Here is a 19,852-nt window from a genome sequence, read left to right as displayed (position 1 = left end):
CGCCGCCATGAAACTCTTCCTGCTGTTCCGCCTTGGCGCTGACCACTATGCGCTCGATGCCGCCGAGGTGGCCGAGGTGCTGCCGCTCACGCGGCTCAAGCAGATCCCCGGCGCGCCGGCCTGGGTGGCGGGCCTGATGGAGCGCCGCGGCCAGCCGGTGCCGGTGATCGACCTGCCGGCGCTGGCCACCGGCGTGCCGGCGGCGCTGCGCACCAGCACGCGCACGGTGCTGGTCCACTACCGCCGCCATGGCGGCGAGGCCAGCCGGCTGCTGGGCCTGCGCCTGGAATCGGCCACCCAGACGCTGCGCTGCCCGGCGCAATCGTTTGTCGACGGCGGCATCGCCGGGGCCAGCCCGCGCTACCTCGGGCCGGTGCGGCACGACGCGCGCGGCCTGCTGCAGTGGGTTCGGGTCAATGCCCTGCTGCCGGACGACGTCCATGCCATGCTGTTTGCCGACCCCGCCGGGGAGGCCGCGCCATGAGCACTGCCACGCACATCGAGGCCCTGCTCAAGGCCCGCATCGGCCTGGACGCGGGCGCCATCGGCACCGGCGCGGTGGCACGCGCCGTGCGTGAGCGCCAGCAGGCACGGCAGGCGCCGGACACCCAGGCCTACTGGGACTTGCTGCACGGCACCGCCGATGAATTCCAGGCGCTGATCGAGGCCGTGGTGGTGCCCGAGACCTGGTTCTTCCGGCATCGCGAAGCGCTGCTGGCGCTGGGCCGCCTTGCCGCCGAGCGCGCCTTTGCCGACGGCAGGCGCACGCTGCGCGTGCTGAGCCTGCCCTGCTCCACCGGCGAAGAGCCCTACTCGATCGCCATAGCCATGCTCGATGCGGGCGTGCCGGCGAGCCGCTTTGCCATCGATGCCATGGACATCAGCGCGCGCGCGCTGGCCCGTGCACGCCAGGGCGAATATGGCGCCAACGCCTTTCGCAGCGCGCCGCTGGATTTCCGCGACCGTTATTTCACGGCCACGCCCACCGGCTATGTGCTGGATGCACGCGTGCGCGCGCAGGTGCGGCTGCTGCAGGGCAACCTGGTCGATCCCGGCCTGCTGGCCGGCGAGCCGCCCTATGACTTCGTGTTCTGCCGCAACCTGCTGATCTATTTCGACGCGCCGGGGCAGCGGCATGCGGTGCGGACGCTGGCGCGGCTGGCCGCCGCCGACGGCCTGCTCTTTGTCGGGCCGGCCGAGGCCAGCATGCTGAGCGCGCAGGGCCTGGAGCCGGTCGGCTTGCCGCTGACCTTTGCCTTCCGCAAGCCGTCCGCCGTGCCAGCCGCCAGGGCGGCGCCGCGTGTGCCAGTGCACGCGGCCCAGCCGCCCCGCATGGCCGCACCGCCACGGCTGCCGAGGCCACCAGCCTCGATGCGGCCTGCCCCAGTCACGCCCCCGCCGCTGCCCGCAGCGCCCGCGCCTGGCAACGATCAGCGCGCCGCGCTGGCTGCCATTGCCGCCCAGGCCGACCGCGGCGAGCTGGAGGCCGCCACCGCCGCCTGCCTGGCGCTGCTCGAGCGCACCCCGGATGCCAATGCCGACGCCTATTGCATGCTGGGCGTGCTGCACGACGCCGCCGGCCGCACCGCGCAGGCCCATGCCGCCTACCGCAAGGCGCTGTACCTGGACCCGGCGCACCAGGAAAGCCTGTACCACCTGGCCGCGCTGCTCGATACCGAAGGCGATCACGACGGCGCCATGCGCCTGCGCCAGCGCGCGCAACGCCACACCCGCAAGCACCATGGCTGAGCCCCAAGGCATTCTCCTGCGCACCGAAAACGTCGACGACTGCTGGCGGCGCATCGGCGTGCGCGGCGACGGCTCATGCCCCGCGCTGGCCGAGCATGCGCACTGCCGCAACTGCCCGGCCTACGCCCAGGCCGCGGCCATGCTGCTGGACGCGCAACGGCTGGACGTCGAGCCGGACGCACTGCCCGATGCCGCCACGCTCACCGACGATAACGGGGCCTTGCCGGCCGAACGCGGCACCGCGCTGGCCTGCCTGGTCTTCCGCATCGGCGATGAGTGGCTGGCCCTGCCCACCGCTGCGCTGGGCGAAGTCACCGCTCCCTGCCCGATCCATTCGCTGCCGCACCGGCGCGATGCCGCCGTGCTGGGACTGGCCGCGGTGCGCGGCAACCTGCTGGCCTGCCTGTCGCTGGCCCGGCTGTTCGACGCGGGTGCCGGTGAAAGTGCCGGCAGCAGCCGCTTCCTGATCCTCGGGCAGGGGCGCGCCGCGATCGCGCTGCCGGTAGCCGAGGTGTCCGGCATCGCCCGCGTGCCGGCGCCCGCGCTGCAGCCGCTGCCCGCCACCCTTGCGCGGGCGTCGGCGCGCTATACGCAGGCGCTCTTCCTTGACCAGGGCCGCAGCGTCGGGCTGCTCGATGCCGCACTGGTGCGCCAGGCGCTGGCCAGGAGCCTGGCATGAATCCCGAGCAACTGCGCGATGCCTCGCTGCTGGAACTGTTCGCGCTTGAGGCCGATGCCCAGGCCGAAGTCCTCAATGCCGGCCTGCTGGCGCTGGAGCGCAACCCGGCAGCCGCCGAGCAGCTCGAAGCCTGCATGCGTGCCGCCCACTCGCTCAAGGGCGCGGCCCGCATCGTCGGGCTCGATGGCGGCGTGCGGGTGGCACACGCCATGGAAGACTGCCTGGTCGCCGCACAGGGCGGCATGCCGCTGACCGCAGCGCATATCGACGCGCTGCTGCAAGGCACCGACCTGCTGCTGCGCATCGGCCATCCGCCCGGCGGCGATCCGGGCTGGGCCGAGCATGCGGGCCGCGCCGAGATCGATGCAGTGGTGCATCGGCTGGGCACGGTCGATGGCGGTGCCGGGGCGCCGGTCGGACTGGCACCACCAGCGCCGGCCGCGCCCTCGTTACCGGAACCAGCGCCCGCGATACCGGCAGACGACACGCAGGAGCGCATGCTGCGCGTGAATGCCGATGCGCTTGACCAGCTGCTGGCGCTGTCCGGCGAGGCCATGGTCGAGTCGCACTGGCTGCGCCCCTTCGGCGCCTCGCTGCAGAAAGCAAGGCGGCAACAGGCACGCGCACTGCGCGCCGCCGATGCACTGCAGGAAGCCTTGCAGGACGCACCGGACGGCAACGCGGGCGCGGCTGCATACACCGCACTGGCCGAACTGCGCCAGCTGCTGGACGAAGGCCACGACCAGCTGGCCGCGCGGCTGGAAGAGTTCGAACAATACGATCACCGCGCCACGCGGCTGGCGCGCCGGCTCTATGACAGCGCCCTGGCCTCGCGCATGCGCCCGCTGGCGGACGCGCTGACCGGCTATGCGCGCATGGTGCGCGACCTCGGGCGCACGCTGGGCAAGCCGGCGCACCTGGCGCTGATCGGCGCCGGCACGCAGGTGGACCGCGATATCCTGGAAGCGCTGGACGCGCCGCTGGCGCACCTGCTGCGCAACGCGGTGGATCACGGCATCGAACCGCCCGAGGTGCGCGCCGCGCAGGGTAAGCCGGCGGAGGGCCGCGTCACGCTGCAGGCGCGCCACAATGCTGGCCGCCTGGTCATCGAGATCTTCGACGACGGTGCGGGCGTTGACCTGGATGCCCTGCGCCGCGCTATCGTGCGGCGGCGGCTGGCGTCCGAAGAGACCGCGGCGCGGCTGTCGCAGGCAGAGCTGCTCGACTTCCTGCTGCTGCCGGGCTTCAGCATGCGCGACACGGTCTCCGAGGTCTCCGGCCGCGGCGTGGGCCTGGATGCCGTGCAGGAGATGGTGCGCCGCGTGCGCGGCAGCCTGCGCCTGACGCAGCAGCCGGGCCAGGGCCTGCACTTCCGGCTGGAGCTGCCGCTGACGCTGTCGGTAGTGCGCACGCTGCTGGTGGAGGTCGCGGGCGAAGCCTATGCCTTCCCGCTGGGCCGCGTGCTGCGCGCGGCCGCGGTGGCGCGCAGCGAGATCGAGCAGACCGAAGGGCACCAGCATTTCCGCCACGAAGGCCGCGCCATCGGGCTGGTCAGCGCGACGCAGGTGCTGCAACGCCCCGAGGCTGACGCTGCCAATGTGCGCGAGCAAGTGCCGGTGGTGGTCATCGGCGAGGCCGAGCGCATCTATGGCATTGCCGTCGACCGCATGCTGGGCGAGCGCCTGCTGGTGGTGCAGCCGCTGCCCGCGGCACTGGGCAAGGTCCGCGACATCGCCGCCGGCAGCCTCACCGACGACGGCACGCCGGTGCTGATCTTCGATGTCGAGGACATGATCCGCTCGGTCGAGAAGCTGGTCTCCGAGGGCCGCATCGAAGGCGTGCGGCAGGCGGCCGTGGCCAGCGTCCAGGCGCGCGCGCGGCGCGTGCTGGTGGTGGATGACTCGCTCACCGTGCGCGAGCTGCAGCGCAAGCTGCTGGCCGGGCGCGGCTATGATGTGGCGGTGGCGGTCGACGGCATGGACGGCTGGAACGTGCTGCGCGCCGAGCCCTTCGACCTGGTCATCACCGATATCGACATGCCGCGCATGGACGGCATCGAGCTGGTGCGCCGGATCCGCCAGGACGCCGCGCTGCGGCAGCTGCCGGTGATGGTGGTGTCATACAAGGACCGCGAACAGGACCGCCAGCGCGGGCTGGAGGCCGGCGCGGACTATTATCTGGCCAAGGGCAGTTTCCACGACGCCGCGTTGCTCGACGCGGTCCAGGACCTGATCGGCGAGGCACGTCCATGAAAATCGGCATCGTCAATGACTCGGCGCTTGCGGTAGCCGCGCTGCGCCGCGCGCTTGCGCTGGATCCGTCGTTCGAGATCGCCTGGATCGCCGGCGACGGCGAACAGGCGGTGCAGATGGCCGCGCGCCAGACCCCGGACCTGATCCTGATGGACCTGCTGATGCCAGTCATGGACGGCGTCGAGGCGACCCGGCGCATCATGTCCGCGACGCCCTGCGCGATCGTGGTGGTGACCATGGACCTGGGCCGCAACGCCTCGCAGGTGTTCGACGCGATGGGCCACGGCGCCATCGACGCGGTCGACACCCCCACGCTGGCCGAACCCGACGCGCAGCTTGCCGCCGGGCCGCTGCTGCGCAAGCTGCGCAATATCGGCCGCCTGCTGGCGGGCCGGGTGGCCCCGCAGCACACGCTGACGGCGGCGCCGCGCGCAGTGGCCGCACCACGCCTGGTAGCAATCGGCGCCTCCGCCGGCGGCCCGGCCGCGCTGGCCACCCTGCTGGGCGCGCTGCCGGCGGACTTCGGCGCCGCGGTGGTCACCGTGCAGCATGTGGACGAGGCCTTTGCCGCCGGCATGGCCGACTGGCTCGACGGCCAGTGTGCGCTGCCAGTGCGCATTGCCCGCGCCGGCGACACGCCCCAGGCCGGCACGGTGCTGCTGGCCGGCACCAACGACCACCTGCGCCTGGCCGGCCCCACGCGCATGGCCTACACCGAGCAGCCCTGCGACTACCTGTACCGCCCCTCCATCGATGTGTTCTTCGAAAGCGTGGTCGAGCACTGGCGCGGCGACGTGATCGGCGTGCTGCTCACCGGCATGGGCCGCGACGGCGCGCTGGGGCTGAAGGCGATGCGCGAGCGCGGCTTTCTGACCATCGCCCAGGACCGCGCCACCAGCGCCGTGTACGGCATGCCCAAGGCCGCCGCAGCCATGGGCGCGGCGGCGGAGATCCTGGCGCTGCCGCGCATTGCGCCGCGGCTGGTACAGGCATGCGGCGGCACCGTGCTGCTTTGACCCAATGCAATCCGTCCCGGCCGGGACCGGGACCGTGACACCCAGGAATTGAACATGCAACCCGAATCACCCAACCAACCTGAAGCGCCCGCAGCCGACAAGGGCTACCTTGCCATGGTGCTGCTGGTGGACGACCAGGCCATGGTCGGCGAAGCGGTGCGCCGCGCGCTCTCCACCGAACCCGACATCGACTTCCACTACTGCTCGCAGCCCGATGAGGCCGTGGCGGTGGCGCAGCGCACCAAGCCCACCGTGATCCTGCAGGACCTGGTCATGCCGGGCATGGACGGCCTGACGCTGGTGCAGCGCTATCGCGAGAACCCCGCCACGCGCGATATCCCGATCATTGTGCTGTCGACCAAGGAAGAAGCCGCGACCAAGGGTGCGGCATTTGCCGCCGGCGCCAACGATTACCTGGTCAAGCTGCCCGACAGCATCGAGCTGATTGCGCGCATCCGCTACCACTCGCGCTCGTACCTGAACCAGCTGCAGCGCGACGAAGCCTATCGCGCGCTGCGGCAAAGCCAGCAACAGCTGCTGGAAACCAACCTGGAGCTGCAGCGGCTGACCAATTCAGACGGCCTGACCGGCCTGTCCAACCGGCGCTACTTTGATGAATACCTCAGCGCGGAATGGCGCCGCGCGCTGCGCGAGCAGACCCAGGTGGCGCTGCTGATGATCGATGTCGACGCGTTCAAGGCCTACAACGACACCTACGGCCACGTCGCCGGCGACGAGGTGCTGCGCCGCGTAGCCACGGTGATCCGCGACAATTGCGTGCGCGCCACCGACCTGCCCGCGCGCTTCGGCGGTGAAGAATTCGCCATGGTGCTGCCGGCGACCTCGCCCGGCGGCGTGCGGCTGCTGGCCGAGAAGGTGCGCCGCGCAGTGCAGGGACTGGCCATTGCCCACAGCGGCTCCCCCACCGCCGACTGTGTCACCGTCAGCATCGGCGGCGCCGTGCTGGTACCCCAGCCGGACCAGCCGCCGAGCCAGGTGGTGGAAGCAGCCGATGCAGGCCTCTACCAGGCCAAGCGCAATGGGCGCAACCAGGTAATGATGTCGCAAGACTGAGTCACTGCGGCAGCACAGCAGCAACAACCAGTTACACACTGGCAGCCACCCGGCCAACCGCGCCACCTGCCCCGCCCACGTCCGCCGGGCGCCGCGCCTGCTGGCCTGGCTGCCCCCCGCGCACGCACGCGTCATCGCTTGTCGGAATCGTCCGACAAACGATTAGGAACCCCGCGTCTGTCTCGCCCCTGGGTTGATACCTATCGTTGCATCACGGCAAGCGCTTTGCCGCGCCTGCACGCCAAGCAAGCAGATAGCGAACTGGCCTCGCTACCGGCGCCCCCGCGCGGGCATGGGCCAGCACGTCCCTGAATCCAATGAACGGTAAGAGGTGATCCATGTTCCGATCCAAGACACTTTTGATAGGCCTGGCGCTGGCCGCCACGGCGGTGCTGTCGGCCTGCGGCGGCGGTGACGACGATCTCGGCGACCGCATCGGGCTGAGCAAGCCGAGCGTCCGCGTGATACACGCCATCACCGGCGGCCCCAATGTCGACGTGCTGCAGAACGGGGTGCTGACCAAGTTCGTGAACGAGCCCTACAAGTTCGTCTCCACCTACTTCAACGTGGAGACCGGCAACCAGTTGATCTCGTTCAACCGCACCGGCACGCAGACCGAAATCGGCCGCGCCACCATCATTGCCGCCACTGGCCACAAGTACACGGTAGTGGCACTGCCCGGCGCGACCGCCGCGGAAACACTGACCATTGACGACCCCTTCGAAAAGGGCCTGCTGTCGACCAAGGCACGCGTGCGCAGCCTGAACGCCTCGTTCAATGCGCAGAACGTTGACATCTACCTGACCATGCCGGCCATCGACCTGAACTCGGTGGGCCCGACCTTCGCCAGCGTGGGCTACAAGCAGGCTGTGCCAGCCTCGGGCGCCGACTCGATCGACGTGGATGGCAACACCACCTACCGCCTGCGCATCACCACTGCGGGGACCAAGACCGTGATCTTCGATTCCGGCGCGCTGACACTTGCCAACAATGCCGACTGGCTGATCACCACGATCCCGGTGGACGGCATCGGCGGGCTCACGCCGAACAAGATCAAGGTGCTGGTGGCACGTGGCGATGATGAGTCGCAGGCTGGGCTTGAGCTCGTAACGCAGTAACAGGGTGCTTGCAGCTGCCTGCGGCAGGCGGGCAGCATGCAGGAGGCCGGTCCAAAGGATCGGCCTTTTTTGTTTGAGGGGTGGCGGCTGACCGCCCCCTACTCTTCTTCCCCCGGCTCCAGCTCCGCCTTCAGCACCGCCAGGTGCGATATATAAGCCTCCAGCTCCGCCCGCCCCTGCTCGGTGATGCAATAAACGCGGCCACTGCCTTCAACCAGCTCGGCAGTAATGGCCCGCGCCATCATCAGGCTGCGCAGGATCGGCCGCAACGAGCGGATATTCTTGTCGATGCCGCGCTCGCGCAGCCGGTCGACCAGGCTCAGGACCGTGGACGGGCTCGACTGGACGAGCTTGAGCACATAGATACGTGAGAAAAACCGGTCAAAGATAGGCGGTTTCATGGGCGCTGTCGGCGCACCCGACGGTGCGGGAATCCTGATCATCATGCGCAGCCCATGACTGCTGCCGCAGTCGGGCACTCTCTGGTCTTGTTGGCGGGCGCACGCGAGAGCGCGAACGGCCCGCGAAAGCAAACGGGGTGCGCGAAGGCACCCCGTTTGCTTGCGTTGCGTGCGCCGTCTGGCATGAGCCAGGCCGGCGCCACTCCGGGGAGCGCGCGTGGCGCTATTCTTCCTGGAACGCTTCTTCGCGCTTGGCCTTGATCGACGGCAGCGCCACCACTGCAACCAGCGCAGCGGCTGCGACCAGCAGACCCAGCGACAGCGGACGCGTCACGAACACGCTGAAGTCACCGCGCGACAGCAGCAGCGAGCGGCGGAAGTTCTCTTCCATCATCGGCCCCAGCACGAAGCCCAGCAGCAGCGGTGCCGGTTCGCAGCGCAGCTTCAGGAACAGGTAGCCGATGATGCCGAAGCCCGCAGCCATGAACACGTCGAAGGTCTGGTTGTTGACCGAGTACACGCCGATGCCGCAGAACACCAGGATCGCCGGGTACAGGAAGCGGTACGGCACGGTCAGCAGCTTCACCCACACGCCGATCATCGGCAGGTTCAGGATGATCAGCATCAGGTTGCCGATCCACATCGAGGCGATCAGGCCCCAGAACAGCGCCGGGTTGCTGGTCATCACCTGCGGGCCGGGCTGGATGTTGTGGATGGTCATGGCACCGACCATCAGCGCCATCACCGCGTTGGGCGGAATGCCCAGCGTCAGCAGCGGGATGAACGAGGTCTGCGCCGCGGCGTTGTTGGCCGACTCCGGACCGGCCACGCCTTCGATCGCACCCTTGCCGAATTCATGCGCGTACTTCGAGGTCTTCTTTTCCAGCGAGTAGGCCGCGAACGAGGCCAGCGCCGCGCCGCCGCCCGGCAGGATGCCCAGGGCCGAGCCCAGGAACGTCCCGCGCAGCACGGCCGGGATCATGCGCTTGAAGTCTTCCCTCGTCGGCCACAGGTTCGTCACGCTATCGGTGAACGTCTCACGGGCTTCCTTCTGCTCCAGGTTCGCGATGATTTCCGCGAAGCCGAACATGCCCATGGCCAGCGCCACGAAGTCGATGCCGTCGGTCAGTTCCGGCACGTCGAACGAAAAGCGCGCGGCGCCCGAGTTCACGTCGGTGCCGATCAGCCCCATCAGCAGGCCCAGCACGATCATGGCCACCGCCTTCGGCAGCGAGCCCGAAGCCAGCACCACGGCGCCGATCAGGCCCAGCACCATCAGCGAGAAGTATTCGGAAGGGCCGAACTTGAACGCCAGTTCCGACAGCGGCGTGGCAAAGGCGGCCAGGATCAGCGTCGCCACGCAGCCGGCGAAGAACGAGCCGAGACCGGCGGTGGCAAGTGCCACGCCCGCGCGCCCTCGCCGCGCCATCTGGTAGCCGTCGATGGTTGTCACCACCGAGGACGATTCGCCCGGCAGGTTCACCAGGATGGCGGTGGTCGAACCGCCGTACTGGGCGCCGTAGTAGATGCCGGCCAGCATGATCAGCGCGGCCACCGGCGGCAGCGTGTAGGTCACCGGCAGCAGCATGGCGATGGTGGCCAGCGGCCCCAGGCCCGGCAGCACGCCGATCAGGGTACCCAGCACGCAGCCCAGGAAGGCGTAGGCCAGGTTCTGCAGCGACAGGGCCGTGGAAAAGCCCAGCGCAAGGTGATCAATCAATTCCATGGTCGGCGCTCCTTAACCGGTGATGAAGGCCGGCCACACCGGCATCTGCAGGTTGATGGCGTAGACGAATGCGCCAAGGCTGATCAGCACCAGCACCACGGCGTTGAGCAGCGCACCCTTCCAGCTGAACTCATGGCTGGCCATCGACGACACCATCACCAGCACGAACACCGACAGCACCATGCCCAGCGGCTTGAGCAGCAGGCCGAACAGCACCACCGAGCCGAGGATCCATAGCAGCGTCTTCAGGTCCCAGCGGGCGAGATGGTCTTCCTCACCCCCGGACGACAGCGAGGCCAGCAGCACCACCGCCCCAAGCAAGGCCAACACCAGTCCCAGCAGGAATGGAAAATATCCGGGTCCCATCTTGGCGGCTGTTCCCATGGAATAGCCGCGAGCGACCCAGGAAAAGCCCAGACCGACCAGAACGAACATCAGGCCGGAGGCAAAGTCCTTTTGGCTGCGTATGCGCAAAACGATTCTCCTCAAAGTTCACGAAATGCCGTGCCGGGGGGCGCACTGGCTCGGGCGCGGCAAAACATGCACAAGGCATGCTCCCCGACGGTTGACCCGAACCTTAGAGACGTGATCTTTCAGGTGCCTTTCATTTGTCTTGGTTTAGGGGTATTCACCGATCGCCCTTAAAAACAAGGCAAATCCAATCGATGCGCACGAATAGATACATCACAACGTGATGTATCTATTCGTGAAGAATCCGGGAGTAAAGTCGGCGGGAATGTCAGACGAACAAGACGGCGCGCGCGCTTGCATCAAGGCAAGGCGCGGCCGGAAAGACGCGCGCCTGCTCTGGCTGGGCTGGCGACGCGTGCGCTGGGAGGGAGTGCCAGCGGTGACACGATGACACACCGGTCTTTCGAATGGCTTTCAAAGCCGGCGGCACGATGACGGGCCGCTGCCGGTCAGCGCACGCCTTCGGGCTCGGGCGTTGCCGAAGCCGTCTCCTCGACGACCTCGCCCGCATCTTCGCAGGGCGTTCCCATGCTGGTGTCGGGCGCCAGCCCCACGGCTTCCGCCGGGTGCGGCACGGTGGGCAGGATATGGCTGCGGCGCCAGTTGCCGAGGCGGTAGTAGCCAGCCGCCAGCACCAGCGACACCACCGAGCCCAGCGGAAAGCTCCACCAGATCGCCTCGGCGCCGATGCGCGGGCCCAGCACCCACGCGAACGGCAACCGGATCACCCACATCGACAGGAACAGGATCACCAGCGGCGCCATCACTGCGCCGGTGGCGCGCACCGTGCCGAAGATGACGATGGTGAAGCCAAACAGGATGAATGACCACAGCACCACCACATTGATATGCTGCGCGATGCCGATGGCCACGCCGTCGGTGCCCAGAAACAGCCCCAGCGAATGCCGGTTGAACAGATAGATCAGCGCGACCAGCGCACCGGTCATCACCACATTGATCAGCAGGCCCACGCGCGTGATGCGCGACACCCGCTGCCACAACCCGGCACCGACGTTCTGCGCCACCATCGACGACACGCTCGCGCCTACCGCCAGCGCGGGCATCTGCACATAGGTCCACAACTGCGAGGCCACGCCGTAGGCGGCGGTGGTCTGCGAGCCATAGGCATTGACCAGCGCCATCATCACGATCGCCGACGACGAGATCACCACCATCTGCAGGCCCATCGGCAAGCCCTTGACCACCAGCGCCCGCAGGATTGCCGGATCGGGCCGCAGCAGTGCAAGCTGGCCACGGTGCAGCAGCAGGAAATGGCGGCGCCGGTACAGCAGCACCATCATCGCCGCCAGGCTCACCAGCTGCGCGATCAGCGTGGCCAGCGCCGAGCCCGCGATGCCCAGCGGCGGGATCGGGCCCACGCCGAAGATCAGCACCGGGTTGAGCACCACGTCCAGCACGACGGACAACAGCATGAACCAGAACGGCGTGCGGGAATCGCCCGCGCCGCGCAGCGTCATCATCACGAAGTTGTAGAAGTACATGAACGGCAGCGCCAGGAAGATGATGCGCAGATAGCTGACTGCCAGCGGCGCGGCGTCTTCCGGCGTGTGCATCGCCGCCAGGATGACCGGTGTATAGAAATAGCCCAGCGCCGAGGCCAGCACCGACAGCCCGACAAAGAGGGTGGTGCTGGTGCCGACCACGCGGCGCGCCTCGTCCAGGTCGCGCGCACCCACGGCCTGGCCGATCATGATGGTGTTGGCCATGCTGATGCCGAACACCACGCCCAGCAGGAAGAACAGGATGATGTTGGCGTTGGAGGTTGCCGTCAGCGCGGCCTCGCCCAGGAAGCGGCCGACCCAGACCGAGTTGATCGAGGCGTTCAGCGACTGCAGGATGTTGCTGCCGAGCACCGGCAGCGAGAACAGCAGCAGGGTGCGGCCGATCGGGCCGGTGGTCAGTCTGGCGTCTGGCTTCATGAGGCGTCGCGCATGGGAAATCCGCCCAGTCTATTCCTGCCCGGAGGCGGCAACAAGGACACATGGCCGGCATGGCACAGTGCTTTTTACCTGAATGAGTTATTCCCCTCCGGTTGCGGCCCCCTGCATACTCGGCGCGGGACCACCGCGTCCCAGGCCGGCTGCCGGACGGAATGCCTGGCATGCGAGTGCGCCCTTCAGTCGCAGTCAAAACGAGGAGGTGGGGTCATGTTTGTCGGTTTCCAGCCTGTTTCCGGCGCCGTGGTGCCGTTTGCCTATGACTGGCCGATGGTGGGCCTGTCGTTCCTGATCTCGGTCTGCGGTGCCTACGTGGGCCTGCGCTGGTCGCGGCGCGTGCGCTTGCCCGACGGCCGCCTGGACGTAGACCGGCTGTTGTGCGCCAGCGTGGCGCTCGGCGGCGGCGCGGTCTGGTCGATGCATTTCATCGGCATGGTGGCTTACCGGACCCCCACGCACCGCGAGTTCGGGCTGTTCATGACGCTGGCTTCGCTGGCCGTCGTGATGGTACTGGCCGGCGCCGGACTGGCGATCGCCTCGCGTCCGCGCGGCAGCCGTACCAACAACGTCGTCAAGGGCGGCGTGCTGACCGGGCTGGGCGTGGTGGCGATGCACTACACCGGCATGGCGGCGATCCGCTCCAATACCCGCTTCGACTGGGACCTGGCCGTCATCGGGCTGTCGGTGGTGATCGCGGTGGTGGTGTCGGTGGTCGCGCTGTGGCTGGCCACCACGGTGAAAACCCGAGGCAAGCAGCTGGCGGCGGCAGTGGTCATGGGCGTTGCCGTCTGCGGCATGCACTACACCGGCATGTTGGCGGGCACGATGATCTGCACCAGCCCGACCTACGCGCCCGGCCTGTTCGCCATCGAGGGCGACAGCATCGGCTATGCGGTGTTCGGCCTGACGCTGATCACGCTGCTCGTGATCCTGGTGGTGGAAGCCACCCGCACCGGGGCTGAAGTCGTGCCGGTGGCGCGCACGCGCGATACCGCCCCTGATATCGGCTGATCCGGCCGCGGGGACATTCCCGCACATTCCACCTGGGAACGCACCCGGCGCGCTGCATGAACGCGGCCGCCGGGTTAAGCTTGCGGTTTCACCGCCCACCAGGAGAACACGCATGTACCAGGATCTCGCCCTCTATATCGACGGGGAATTCATCAAGGGAGGCGACCGGCGCGAGCAGGATGTCATCAACCCGGCCACGCAGGAAGTGCTGGGCAAGCTGCCGCATGCCAGCCGCGCCGACCTGGACCGCGCACTGGCCGCCGCGCAGCGCGCCTTTGAAACCTGGAAGAAGACCTCGCCGCTGGAGCGCGCCAAAGTGCTGCGCCGCGTGGGCGAGCTCACCCGTGAGCGCGCCAAGGAGATCGGCCGCAATATCACGCTGGACCAGGGCAAGCCGCTGGCCGAGGCCGTCGGCGAAGTGATGGTCTGCGCCGAGCACGCCGACTGGCACGCCGAGGAATGCCGCCGCATCTACGGCCGCGTGATCCCGCCGCGCCAGCCCAATGTGCGCCAGATCGTGGTGCGCGAGCCGATCGGCGTGTGCGCCGCTTTCACGCCGTGGAACTTCCCGTTCAACCAGGCCATCCGCAAGATCGTGTCGGCGCTGGGCGCCGGCTGCACGCTGATCCTGAAGGGCCCGGAAGACTCGCCCAGCGCGGTGGTGGCGCTGGCGCAGCTGTTCCATGATGCCGGCCTGCCCCCGGGCGTGCTCAACATCGTCTGGGGCGTGCCCGGCGAGGTCTCGACCTACCTGATCGAATCGCCGATCGTGCGCAAGATCTCGTTCACCGGCTCGGTGCCGGTGGGCAAGCAGCTGGCGGCGCTGGCCGGCGCGCATATGAAGCGCGTGACCATGGAGCTGGGCGGCCATTCGCCGGTACTGGTGTTCGACGACGCCGACATCGACCCCGCCGCCGAGATGCTGGCGCGCTTCAAGCTGCGCAATGCCGGCCAGGTATGCGTGTCGCCGACGCGCTTCTACGTCCAGGAGAAGGCCTATGACCGCTTCCTGGCGCGCTTTACCGAGGTGATCGGCTCGATCAAGGTGGGCAACGGCCTGGAAGACGGCACCCAGATGGGGCCGCTTGCGCACGAGCGCCGCGTGCTGTCGATGGAGCAGTTCCTGGACGATGCCAGCCAGCGCGGCGGCAAGGTGGTGGCCGGCGGCTCGCGCCTGGGTGACAAGGGCTACTTCTTCGCGCCCACCGTGGTCACCGACCTGCCCGACGACTCGCGCTTGATGACCGACGAGCCGTTCGGCCCGGTGGCGCCGGTGACGCGTTTCAAGGACACGGCCGAGGTGCTGCGCCGCGCCAACAGCCTGCCCTTTGGCCTGGCGTCGTACGTGTTCACCAACTCGCTGAAGACCGCGACCGAAGTGTCCAACGGCCTGGAGGCCGGCATGGTCAATATCAACCACTTCGGCATGGCGCTGGCCGAGACCCCGTTCGGGGGCATCAAGGATTCGGGCATCGGCAGCGAAGGCGGCCAGGAGACCTTCGACGGCTACCTGGTGACCAAGTTCATCACCCAGGCCTGAGCGTTTCGACGTTGGCGCCGTTCCCGCATGCGGAAACGGCGCTTGCACCTGTCGGCGCCCGCTCAGCCTCCCCGCGCCTTGCGGTAATCGTCCGCGTACGCCTTCCATTGCGCCACCGACACCGCGCAGCCATGCCGCGCCAGCCGCAGGACATTGGTGCGCCAGCGGGTGCCGGCGGCAAACGCCTGCAGCTGCTCGATCCGGTCTGCGGCATGGTGCCCGCACCCACGCAGATGCGCCCATGCCGCGGCGTGCGCCATGGTGCCCAGCACCTCGCGCAGCGAGGCAAACCCGCGGCATTGCGCCAGGTCGACGCGGTCCGCGGTTGGCTGCAAGCTCTTTACCAGGTAGGAAGCCTCGCCCATGTCGACCGCCGACAGCAGCGCGGGTGAGGCCGCCTGCATGATCTGCTGCGCGGCCGCCACGCGCATGGCATCGCTGTCCCAGGGCGGCTGGGGCCGGCTGGCCACGTCCTGCCAGGCACTGGGCGCGGCACGCTTGATATCGACCAGGCGCTGCATGCCCCCCAGCTTGTCCCTGGCCAGCACCATGTAGCGCTCCAGCCCGAGGCTGCCGATGCCCGCCACGCGCCGCGCGGCATCGTCGGCGGCAAAGCGGTGGCCATGGTGGCTCTGCTTCGAGTAGGCGACAAGGATGGCGCGGGCCTGATCACGGGCCGCCTTGTCGGCCGGCAACGCATGGCGGCCATCGCATAGCAGTCGCCGTTTGCCCTTGCGCAGCGCGGTGCGTTCGGCCAGCAACTCGCCGCGCCTGCGGCGCTTGACCCGGCGCAGCAACGTCGCCACCATGCCGACCGCCGTGGCGCGCTCGAGCCAGCGTGGCTTGCCCGTCTGGAGCACGGCCGCATAGGTGGACAGCATGGCTTCGCATGCTTGCATGGCATTGGCCTCGGACAGGCCCAGTGTGCCGGCGGCCACCAGCACGCTCGACAGTACCCGGACCACATCCACGGTAAGCGGTGCGACCAGGGCATCGTCAAAGTCGTTCAGGTCGAAATAGACCAGCCCGTTATCGCCCTTGAAGCTGCCGAAGTTCTCCAGATGCAGATCGCCACAGACGTAGGTTGTCGGCGCATCGAGCAATGATGCCTCATGGCGCAGCGATGCGGCATAGAGATGGTTGGTGCCTCGGAAGAAGGCAAACGGATCTGCGGCGATTACCGCAAGCTTGCGGGTCAGCCGTTCGGGATCGCGCCCATGGTTGAAGATCAGGATTTCCTGTGTGGCAGCGTGCATGGGCTCTGCTTCCATTCAGACTTGGAACCCGGCAGCGGCGCAACCGGTCAGCGCGCGCCCCGGCGTCCGGGTCAGCGGAAGAACAGGCCGCGCGTGATGAAAGTGTAATTCGCTTCCTCGGCCATCAGGAAGACCAGCACCAGCAGGCAAAGCGGCGGCACCAGGATGGCGCAGATCAGCGCCATGCGCTCCCATGCCATATGCATGAACACCGCCACGATCAGCCCCGCCTTCATCGCCATGAGCAGCAGGATCAACGTCCAGCGCAGGTAGCCGGTGAAATTGAAATAGTCCACCAGGTAAGACAGCGTCGACAACACGAACAGCAGCAGCCAGATCTTCAGGTATAGCCCGATGGGATGCTGCTGGCCGGTGTGCGCGGCATGCCCGGCATCGTGGCCGGAGCCGTGCGGCGTGCCCTGCGCCGGGGCCACTGGAGTTGCCGGATTCGATGCCATGGCCGCCTCACCAGAGATAGAACAATGCAAAGATGAACACCCACACCAGGTCAACGAAGTGCCAGTACAGGCCCGCGATCTCGACGATCTGGTAGTTGCCGGTGGCTTCGTAGCGCCCGCGCAGCACGCGCGAGGCCACGATCAGCAGGTACACCACGCCGCACGATACGTGCAGGCCGTGGAAGCCGGTGATCATGAAGAAGGTCGAGCCGAACTGCGCCGCGCCCATCGGGTTGGTCCACGGCCGCACGCCCTCGTCCACGATCAGCTTGGTCCATTCAAAGGCCTGCATGCCGACGAACATCATGCCGAACAGCGCCGTGACGAGCATCAGCATCGCGCACTCGCGGCGCGCGCGCCGGTAGGCAAAGTTGACTGCCATCGCCATGGTGCCGCTGCTGGTGATCAGCACGAAGGTCATGATGGCGATCAGCAGCAGCGGAATATCGGCGCCACCCACATGCAGCGCAAACACTTCGCTGGGATTCGGCCATGGCACTGTGGTCGACATGCGCACGGTCATGTAGCCGGTCAGGAAGCAGCTGAAGACAAAGGTGTCGGACAGCAGGAAGATCCACATCATGGTCTTGCCCCACGACACCTTGAAGGCCTGCTGGTCCGACGACCAGTCGGCCAGCAGGCCGCGCACGCCGCCCAGCGGCGACGCGGGCACCCCTGCGGGTGCAGGCGATGGTGAAGACAGTTGCGTTGACATGCCGGTCCTCCTTCTTGCCGGCGCTAGGCCGTGCCGCAGATATAGCGCACCAGTTCAGGCGTGAGCCAGCCCAGCGCGGCGAGCAGCACCACCCACACCGCCAGCAGGAAATGCCAGTAGCGCGCGCACAGCCGCATGCGCAGCACCGCGGCCTCGCCGCTGCCGCGTGTCGAGACGGCAAAGCCCCAGCCGGCCAGGCCGCCCAGCACGTGCAAGCCGTGCATCGCGGTCAGCAGGTAGAAGAAGCTGCCGGCCGGATTGCCGGCAGGCATCACCTGCATCGCACCCAGCGCCTGCCAGGCCCACAGCTGCGAGGCGACGAAGCCGGCCGCGCCCAAGCCGCCCAGGCGCAGCGCTTGCCTGGCCACGGCCATCTCGCCCCGGCCCGCGGCGCGCGACGCCACCGCCATCGCCACGCTGCCCGCGGCCAGCAGCGCGGTGGACAGCCACACCTGCCAGGGCAGCCCGATGCGGTGCCAGTCCGGGCTGTCCATGCGCAGCGCATAGGCGGTCAGGAACAGCGCGAACAGCGAGCTCACCACGCCCATGAACACCCACAGGCCGATGCTTGCGGGAGCGCGCCCGCGCGGCCGGTGGTTGGCGGCATTCTCGTCGGACGGGTTGCCGCCGAAATCGTCGCGGCTGACCTTGTACAGGGCTTCGGCGTTCATGCGACGGCTCCGCGGCTGGCATGCGGTTCAGGCTCGGCCCCACCCTCTTCCGGCGGCGCGTTCTGCGCGATAAAGTCCTCGCGCGCGCCCGGCACGCTGTAGGCATAGGCCCAGCGGTACACCACCGGCAGATGCGGTCCCCAGTTGCCGTGCACGGGCGGCGTCTGCGGCGTCTGCCATTCCAGCGAGGCGGCGCGCCACGGGTTGGCGTCGGCCTTGCGGCCATGCCACAGGCTCCACACCAGGTTGAAGACAAAGAGCAGCTGCGCCGTGGCGACGATGAATGCCGCCACCGAGATGTACATGTTCATCACATGCGCCGACTCCGGGATAAAGGCGTAGTTCTCGTAGGCGTAGTAGCGGCGCGGCATGCCCAGTATGCCCAGGTAGTGCATCGGGAAGAAGATGGCGTAGGTGCCGACGAAGGTGACCCAGAAATGGATCCGGCCCATGTTGTCGTCCAGCATCCGGCCAGTTACCTTCGGGTACCAGTGGTAGATGCCGCCGAACACCACCAGGATCGGCGACACGCCCATCACCATGTGGAAGTGCGCCACCACGAAGTAGGTGTTGGACAGCGGGATATCCACGCTGACATTGCCCAGGAACAGCCCGGTCAGGCCGCCGATGACGAAGGTGCTGATGAACGCGATCGCGAACAACATCGGCACGGTGAAATGGATATCGCCGCGCCATAGCGTGATGACCCAGTTGTAGACCTTGATCGCGGTAGGGATGGCGATGATCAGCGTGGTGGTGGCAAAGAAGAAGCCGAAGTACGGGTTCATGCCGCTGACGAACATGTGGTGCGCCCACACCACCACCGACAGCACCCCGATCGCCAGGATCGCCCACACCATGGTGCGGTAGCCGAAGATGCTCTTGCGCGAATGCACGCTGACCAGGTCCGAGACGATGCCGAAGGCCGGCAGCGCGACGATATACACCTCGGGGTGGCCGAAGAACCAGAACAGGTGCTGGAACAGCAGCGGACTGCCGCCCTTGTAGTTCAGCTGCTGCCCCATCGACACCATCGCCGGCATGAAGAAGCTGGTGCCCAGCGTCTTGTCCAGCAGCATCATCACCGCCGACACGAACAACGCCGGGAACGCCAGCAGCGCCAGGATGGTGGCCATGAAGATGCCCCACACCGACAGCGGCATGCGCAGCAGCGTCATCCCTTCCGTGCGCGCCTGCAGCACGGTGGTGACATAGTTGAGGCCGCCCATGGTGGCCGCGACGATAAAGATCGCCAGCGACACCAGCATCAGGATGATGCCCCAGTCATGGCCTGGGGTGCCGGCCAGGATGGCCTGCGGCGGGTATAGCGTCCAGCCCGCGCCGGTGGGCCCGCCGGGCACGAAGAAGCTGGTCAGCAGCACGATCACCGACAGCAGGTAGACCCAGAAGCTGAGCATGTTGAGGAAGGGGAACACCATGTCGCGCGCGCCCACCATCAGCGGGATCAGGTAGTTGCCGAAGCCGCCCAGGAACAGCGCGGTCAGCAGGTAGATCACCATGATCATGCCGTGCATGGTGACGAACTGGTAGTAGCGGTTGGCGTCGATGAACTCGAAGCGCCCCGGGAACCCCAGCTGCAGTCGCATCAGGTTGGACAGCGCCACGCCCACCAGGCCCACCACGATCGCCACGATGGTGTACTGCACGGCGATCACCTTGTGGTCCTGGCTCCAGACATAGCGGGTCCAGAAGCTCTGCGGCGCGTGATGGGCGGCATCGTCGGCGTAAGCCATGCG

The 19,852-nt window shown here is 67.8% G+C and carries 18 protein-coding genes; 9 read left to right on the top strand and 9 right to left on the bottom strand.

Annotated features, from left to right (window positions below; translation table 11 throughout):
- The first annotated feature begins 7 nt into the window (after window positions 1–7).
- The 7 genes from A3A5_RS0101145 to A3A5_RS0101115 all read left to right on the top strand — a co-directional run bounded on the left by A3A5_RS0101145 (window position 8) and on the right by A3A5_RS0101115 (window position 7,888).
- Complete coding sequence (locus tag A3A5_RS0101145) at window positions 8–484, top strand: chemotaxis protein CheW (RefSeq protein ID WP_018308831.1); 477 nt, start codon at window positions 8–10, stop codon at window positions 482–484.
- Complete coding sequence (locus tag A3A5_RS0101140) at window positions 481–1,749, top strand: CheR family methyltransferase (protein WP_018308830.1); 1,269 nt, start codon at window positions 481–483, stop codon at window positions 1,747–1,749. The genes A3A5_RS0101145 and A3A5_RS0101140 overlap by 4 nt, the downstream gene beginning before the upstream one ends.
- Entirely contained in the window at window positions 1,742–2,428 is a 687-nt protein-coding gene (locus A3A5_RS0101135) for a chemotaxis protein CheW (RefSeq protein ID WP_018308829.1), read from the top strand. The genes A3A5_RS0101140 and A3A5_RS0101135 overlap by 8 nt, the downstream gene beginning before the upstream one ends.
- Window positions 2,425–4,680, top strand: a complete 2,256-nt coding sequence (locus A3A5_RS0101130; protein WP_018308828.1) for a hybrid sensor histidine kinase/response regulator — start codon at window positions 2,425–2,427, stop codon at window positions 4,678–4,680. Before A3A5_RS0101135 ends, A3A5_RS0101130 begins: the two co-directional genes overlap by 4 nt.
- Window positions 4,677–5,696, top strand: a complete 1,020-nt coding sequence (locus A3A5_RS0101125; RefSeq protein ID WP_018308827.1) for a chemotaxis response regulator protein-glutamate methylesterase — start codon at window positions 4,677–4,679, stop codon at window positions 5,694–5,696. Before A3A5_RS0101130 ends, A3A5_RS0101125 begins: the two co-directional genes overlap by 4 nt.
- 54 nt (window positions 5,697–5,750) lie before the next feature.
- Window positions 5,751–6,770: a diguanylate cyclase domain-containing protein gene (locus A3A5_RS0101120; protein WP_018308826.1), complete on the top strand. Its 1,020-nt coding sequence runs from the start codon at window positions 5,751–5,753 to the stop codon at window positions 6,768–6,770.
- 338 nt (window positions 6,771–7,108) lie between these two features.
- A complete protein-coding gene (locus A3A5_RS0101115) occupies window positions 7,109–7,888 on the top strand; it encodes a DUF4397 domain-containing protein (RefSeq protein WP_026200336.1) in 780 nt (259 codons plus the stop codon).
- A 98-nt stretch (window positions 7,889–7,986) separates the two neighbouring features.
- Here A3A5_RS0101115 and A3A5_RS0101110 read toward each other — a convergent pair whose 3' ends face one another.
- The 4 genes from A3A5_RS0101110 to A3A5_RS0101095 form a co-directional block, all read right to left on the bottom strand.
- A complete protein-coding gene (locus A3A5_RS0101110) occupies window positions 7,987–8,289 on the bottom strand; it encodes a helix-turn-helix transcriptional regulator (protein WP_018308824.1) in 303 nt (100 codons plus the stop codon).
- A 223-nt stretch (window positions 8,290–8,512) separates the two neighbouring features.
- Window positions 8,513–10,015, bottom strand: a complete 1,503-nt coding sequence (locus A3A5_RS0101105) for a tripartite tricarboxylate transporter permease (RefSeq protein ID WP_018308823.1) — start codon at window positions 10,013–10,015, stop codon at window positions 8,513–8,515.
- Window positions 10,016–10,027: 12 nt separating this feature from the next.
- The gene (locus A3A5_RS0101100; protein WP_018308822.1) at window positions 10,028–10,489 is read right to left on the bottom strand and encodes a tripartite tricarboxylate transporter TctB family protein; all 462 of its coding nucleotides are present in this window, start codon (window positions 10,487–10,489) and stop codon (window positions 10,028–10,030) included.
- Window positions 10,490–10,935: 446 nt separating this feature from the next.
- Window positions 10,936–12,426, bottom strand: a complete 1,491-nt coding sequence (locus tag A3A5_RS0101095) for an MATE family efflux transporter (protein ID WP_018308821.1) — start codon at window positions 12,424–12,426, stop codon at window positions 10,936–10,938.
- 228 nt (window positions 12,427–12,654) lie between these two features.
- On the opposite strand from A3A5_RS0101095, the gene A3A5_RS0101090 reads away from it, so the two are divergent.
- Both A3A5_RS0101090 and A3A5_RS0101085 read left to right on the top strand, forming a co-directional pair.
- A complete protein-coding gene (locus A3A5_RS0101090; protein ID WP_018308820.1) occupies window positions 12,655–13,455 on the top strand; it encodes an MHYT domain-containing protein in 801 nt (266 codons plus the stop codon).
- 112 nt (window positions 13,456–13,567) lie between these two features.
- The gene (locus A3A5_RS0101085) at window positions 13,568–14,995 is read left to right on the top strand and encodes an NAD-dependent succinate-semialdehyde dehydrogenase (RefSeq protein WP_018308819.1); all 1,428 of its coding nucleotides are present in this window, start codon (window positions 13,568–13,570) and stop codon (window positions 14,993–14,995) included.
- A gap of 62 nt (window positions 14,996–15,057) precedes the next feature.
- Here A3A5_RS0101085 and A3A5_RS0101080 read toward each other — a convergent pair whose 3' ends face one another.
- The 5 genes from A3A5_RS0101080 to ctaD all read right to left on the bottom strand — a co-directional run bounded on the left by A3A5_RS0101080 (window position 15,058) and on the right by ctaD (window position 19,849).
- Entirely contained in the window at window positions 15,058–16,251 is a 1,194-nt protein-coding gene (locus A3A5_RS0101080) for a DUF2252 family protein (protein WP_018308818.1), read from the bottom strand.
- Between the two features lie 71 nt (window positions 16,252–16,322).
- Window positions 16,323–16,709, bottom strand: coding sequence for a cytochrome C oxidase subunit IV family protein (locus A3A5_RS0101075; protein WP_026200334.1), 387 nt, complete (start codon window positions 16,707–16,709; stop codon window positions 16,323–16,325).
- A gap of 7 nt (window positions 16,710–16,716) precedes the next feature.
- The gene (locus A3A5_RS0101070; protein WP_026200333.1) at window positions 16,717–17,424 is read right to left on the bottom strand and encodes a heme-copper oxidase subunit III family protein; all 708 of its coding nucleotides are present in this window, start codon (window positions 17,422–17,424) and stop codon (window positions 16,717–16,719) included.
- A 23-nt stretch (window positions 17,425–17,447) separates the two neighbouring features.
- Window positions 17,448–18,095, bottom strand: a complete 648-nt coding sequence (locus A3A5_RS0101065) for a bb3-type cytochrome oxidase subunit III (RefSeq protein ID WP_018308815.1) — start codon at window positions 18,093–18,095, stop codon at window positions 17,448–17,450.
- Window positions 18,092–19,849 (bottom strand): cytochrome c oxidase subunit I, encoded by a 1,758-nt coding sequence (gene ctaD / locus A3A5_RS0101060; RefSeq protein ID WP_018308814.1) that lies wholly within the window; start codon window positions 19,847–19,849, stop codon window positions 18,092–18,094. Before ctaD ends, A3A5_RS0101065 begins: the two co-directional genes overlap by 4 nt.
- Window positions 19,850–19,852: the final 3 nt, after the last annotated feature.

Source organism: Cupriavidus sp. UYPR2.512 (assembly GCF_000379565.1).
In the GTDB taxonomy this organism is placed as follows: Bacteria; Pseudomonadota; Gammaproteobacteria; order Burkholderiales; family Burkholderiaceae; genus Cupriavidus.
This window is presented reverse-complemented; position numbering and strand designations above follow the sequence as displayed.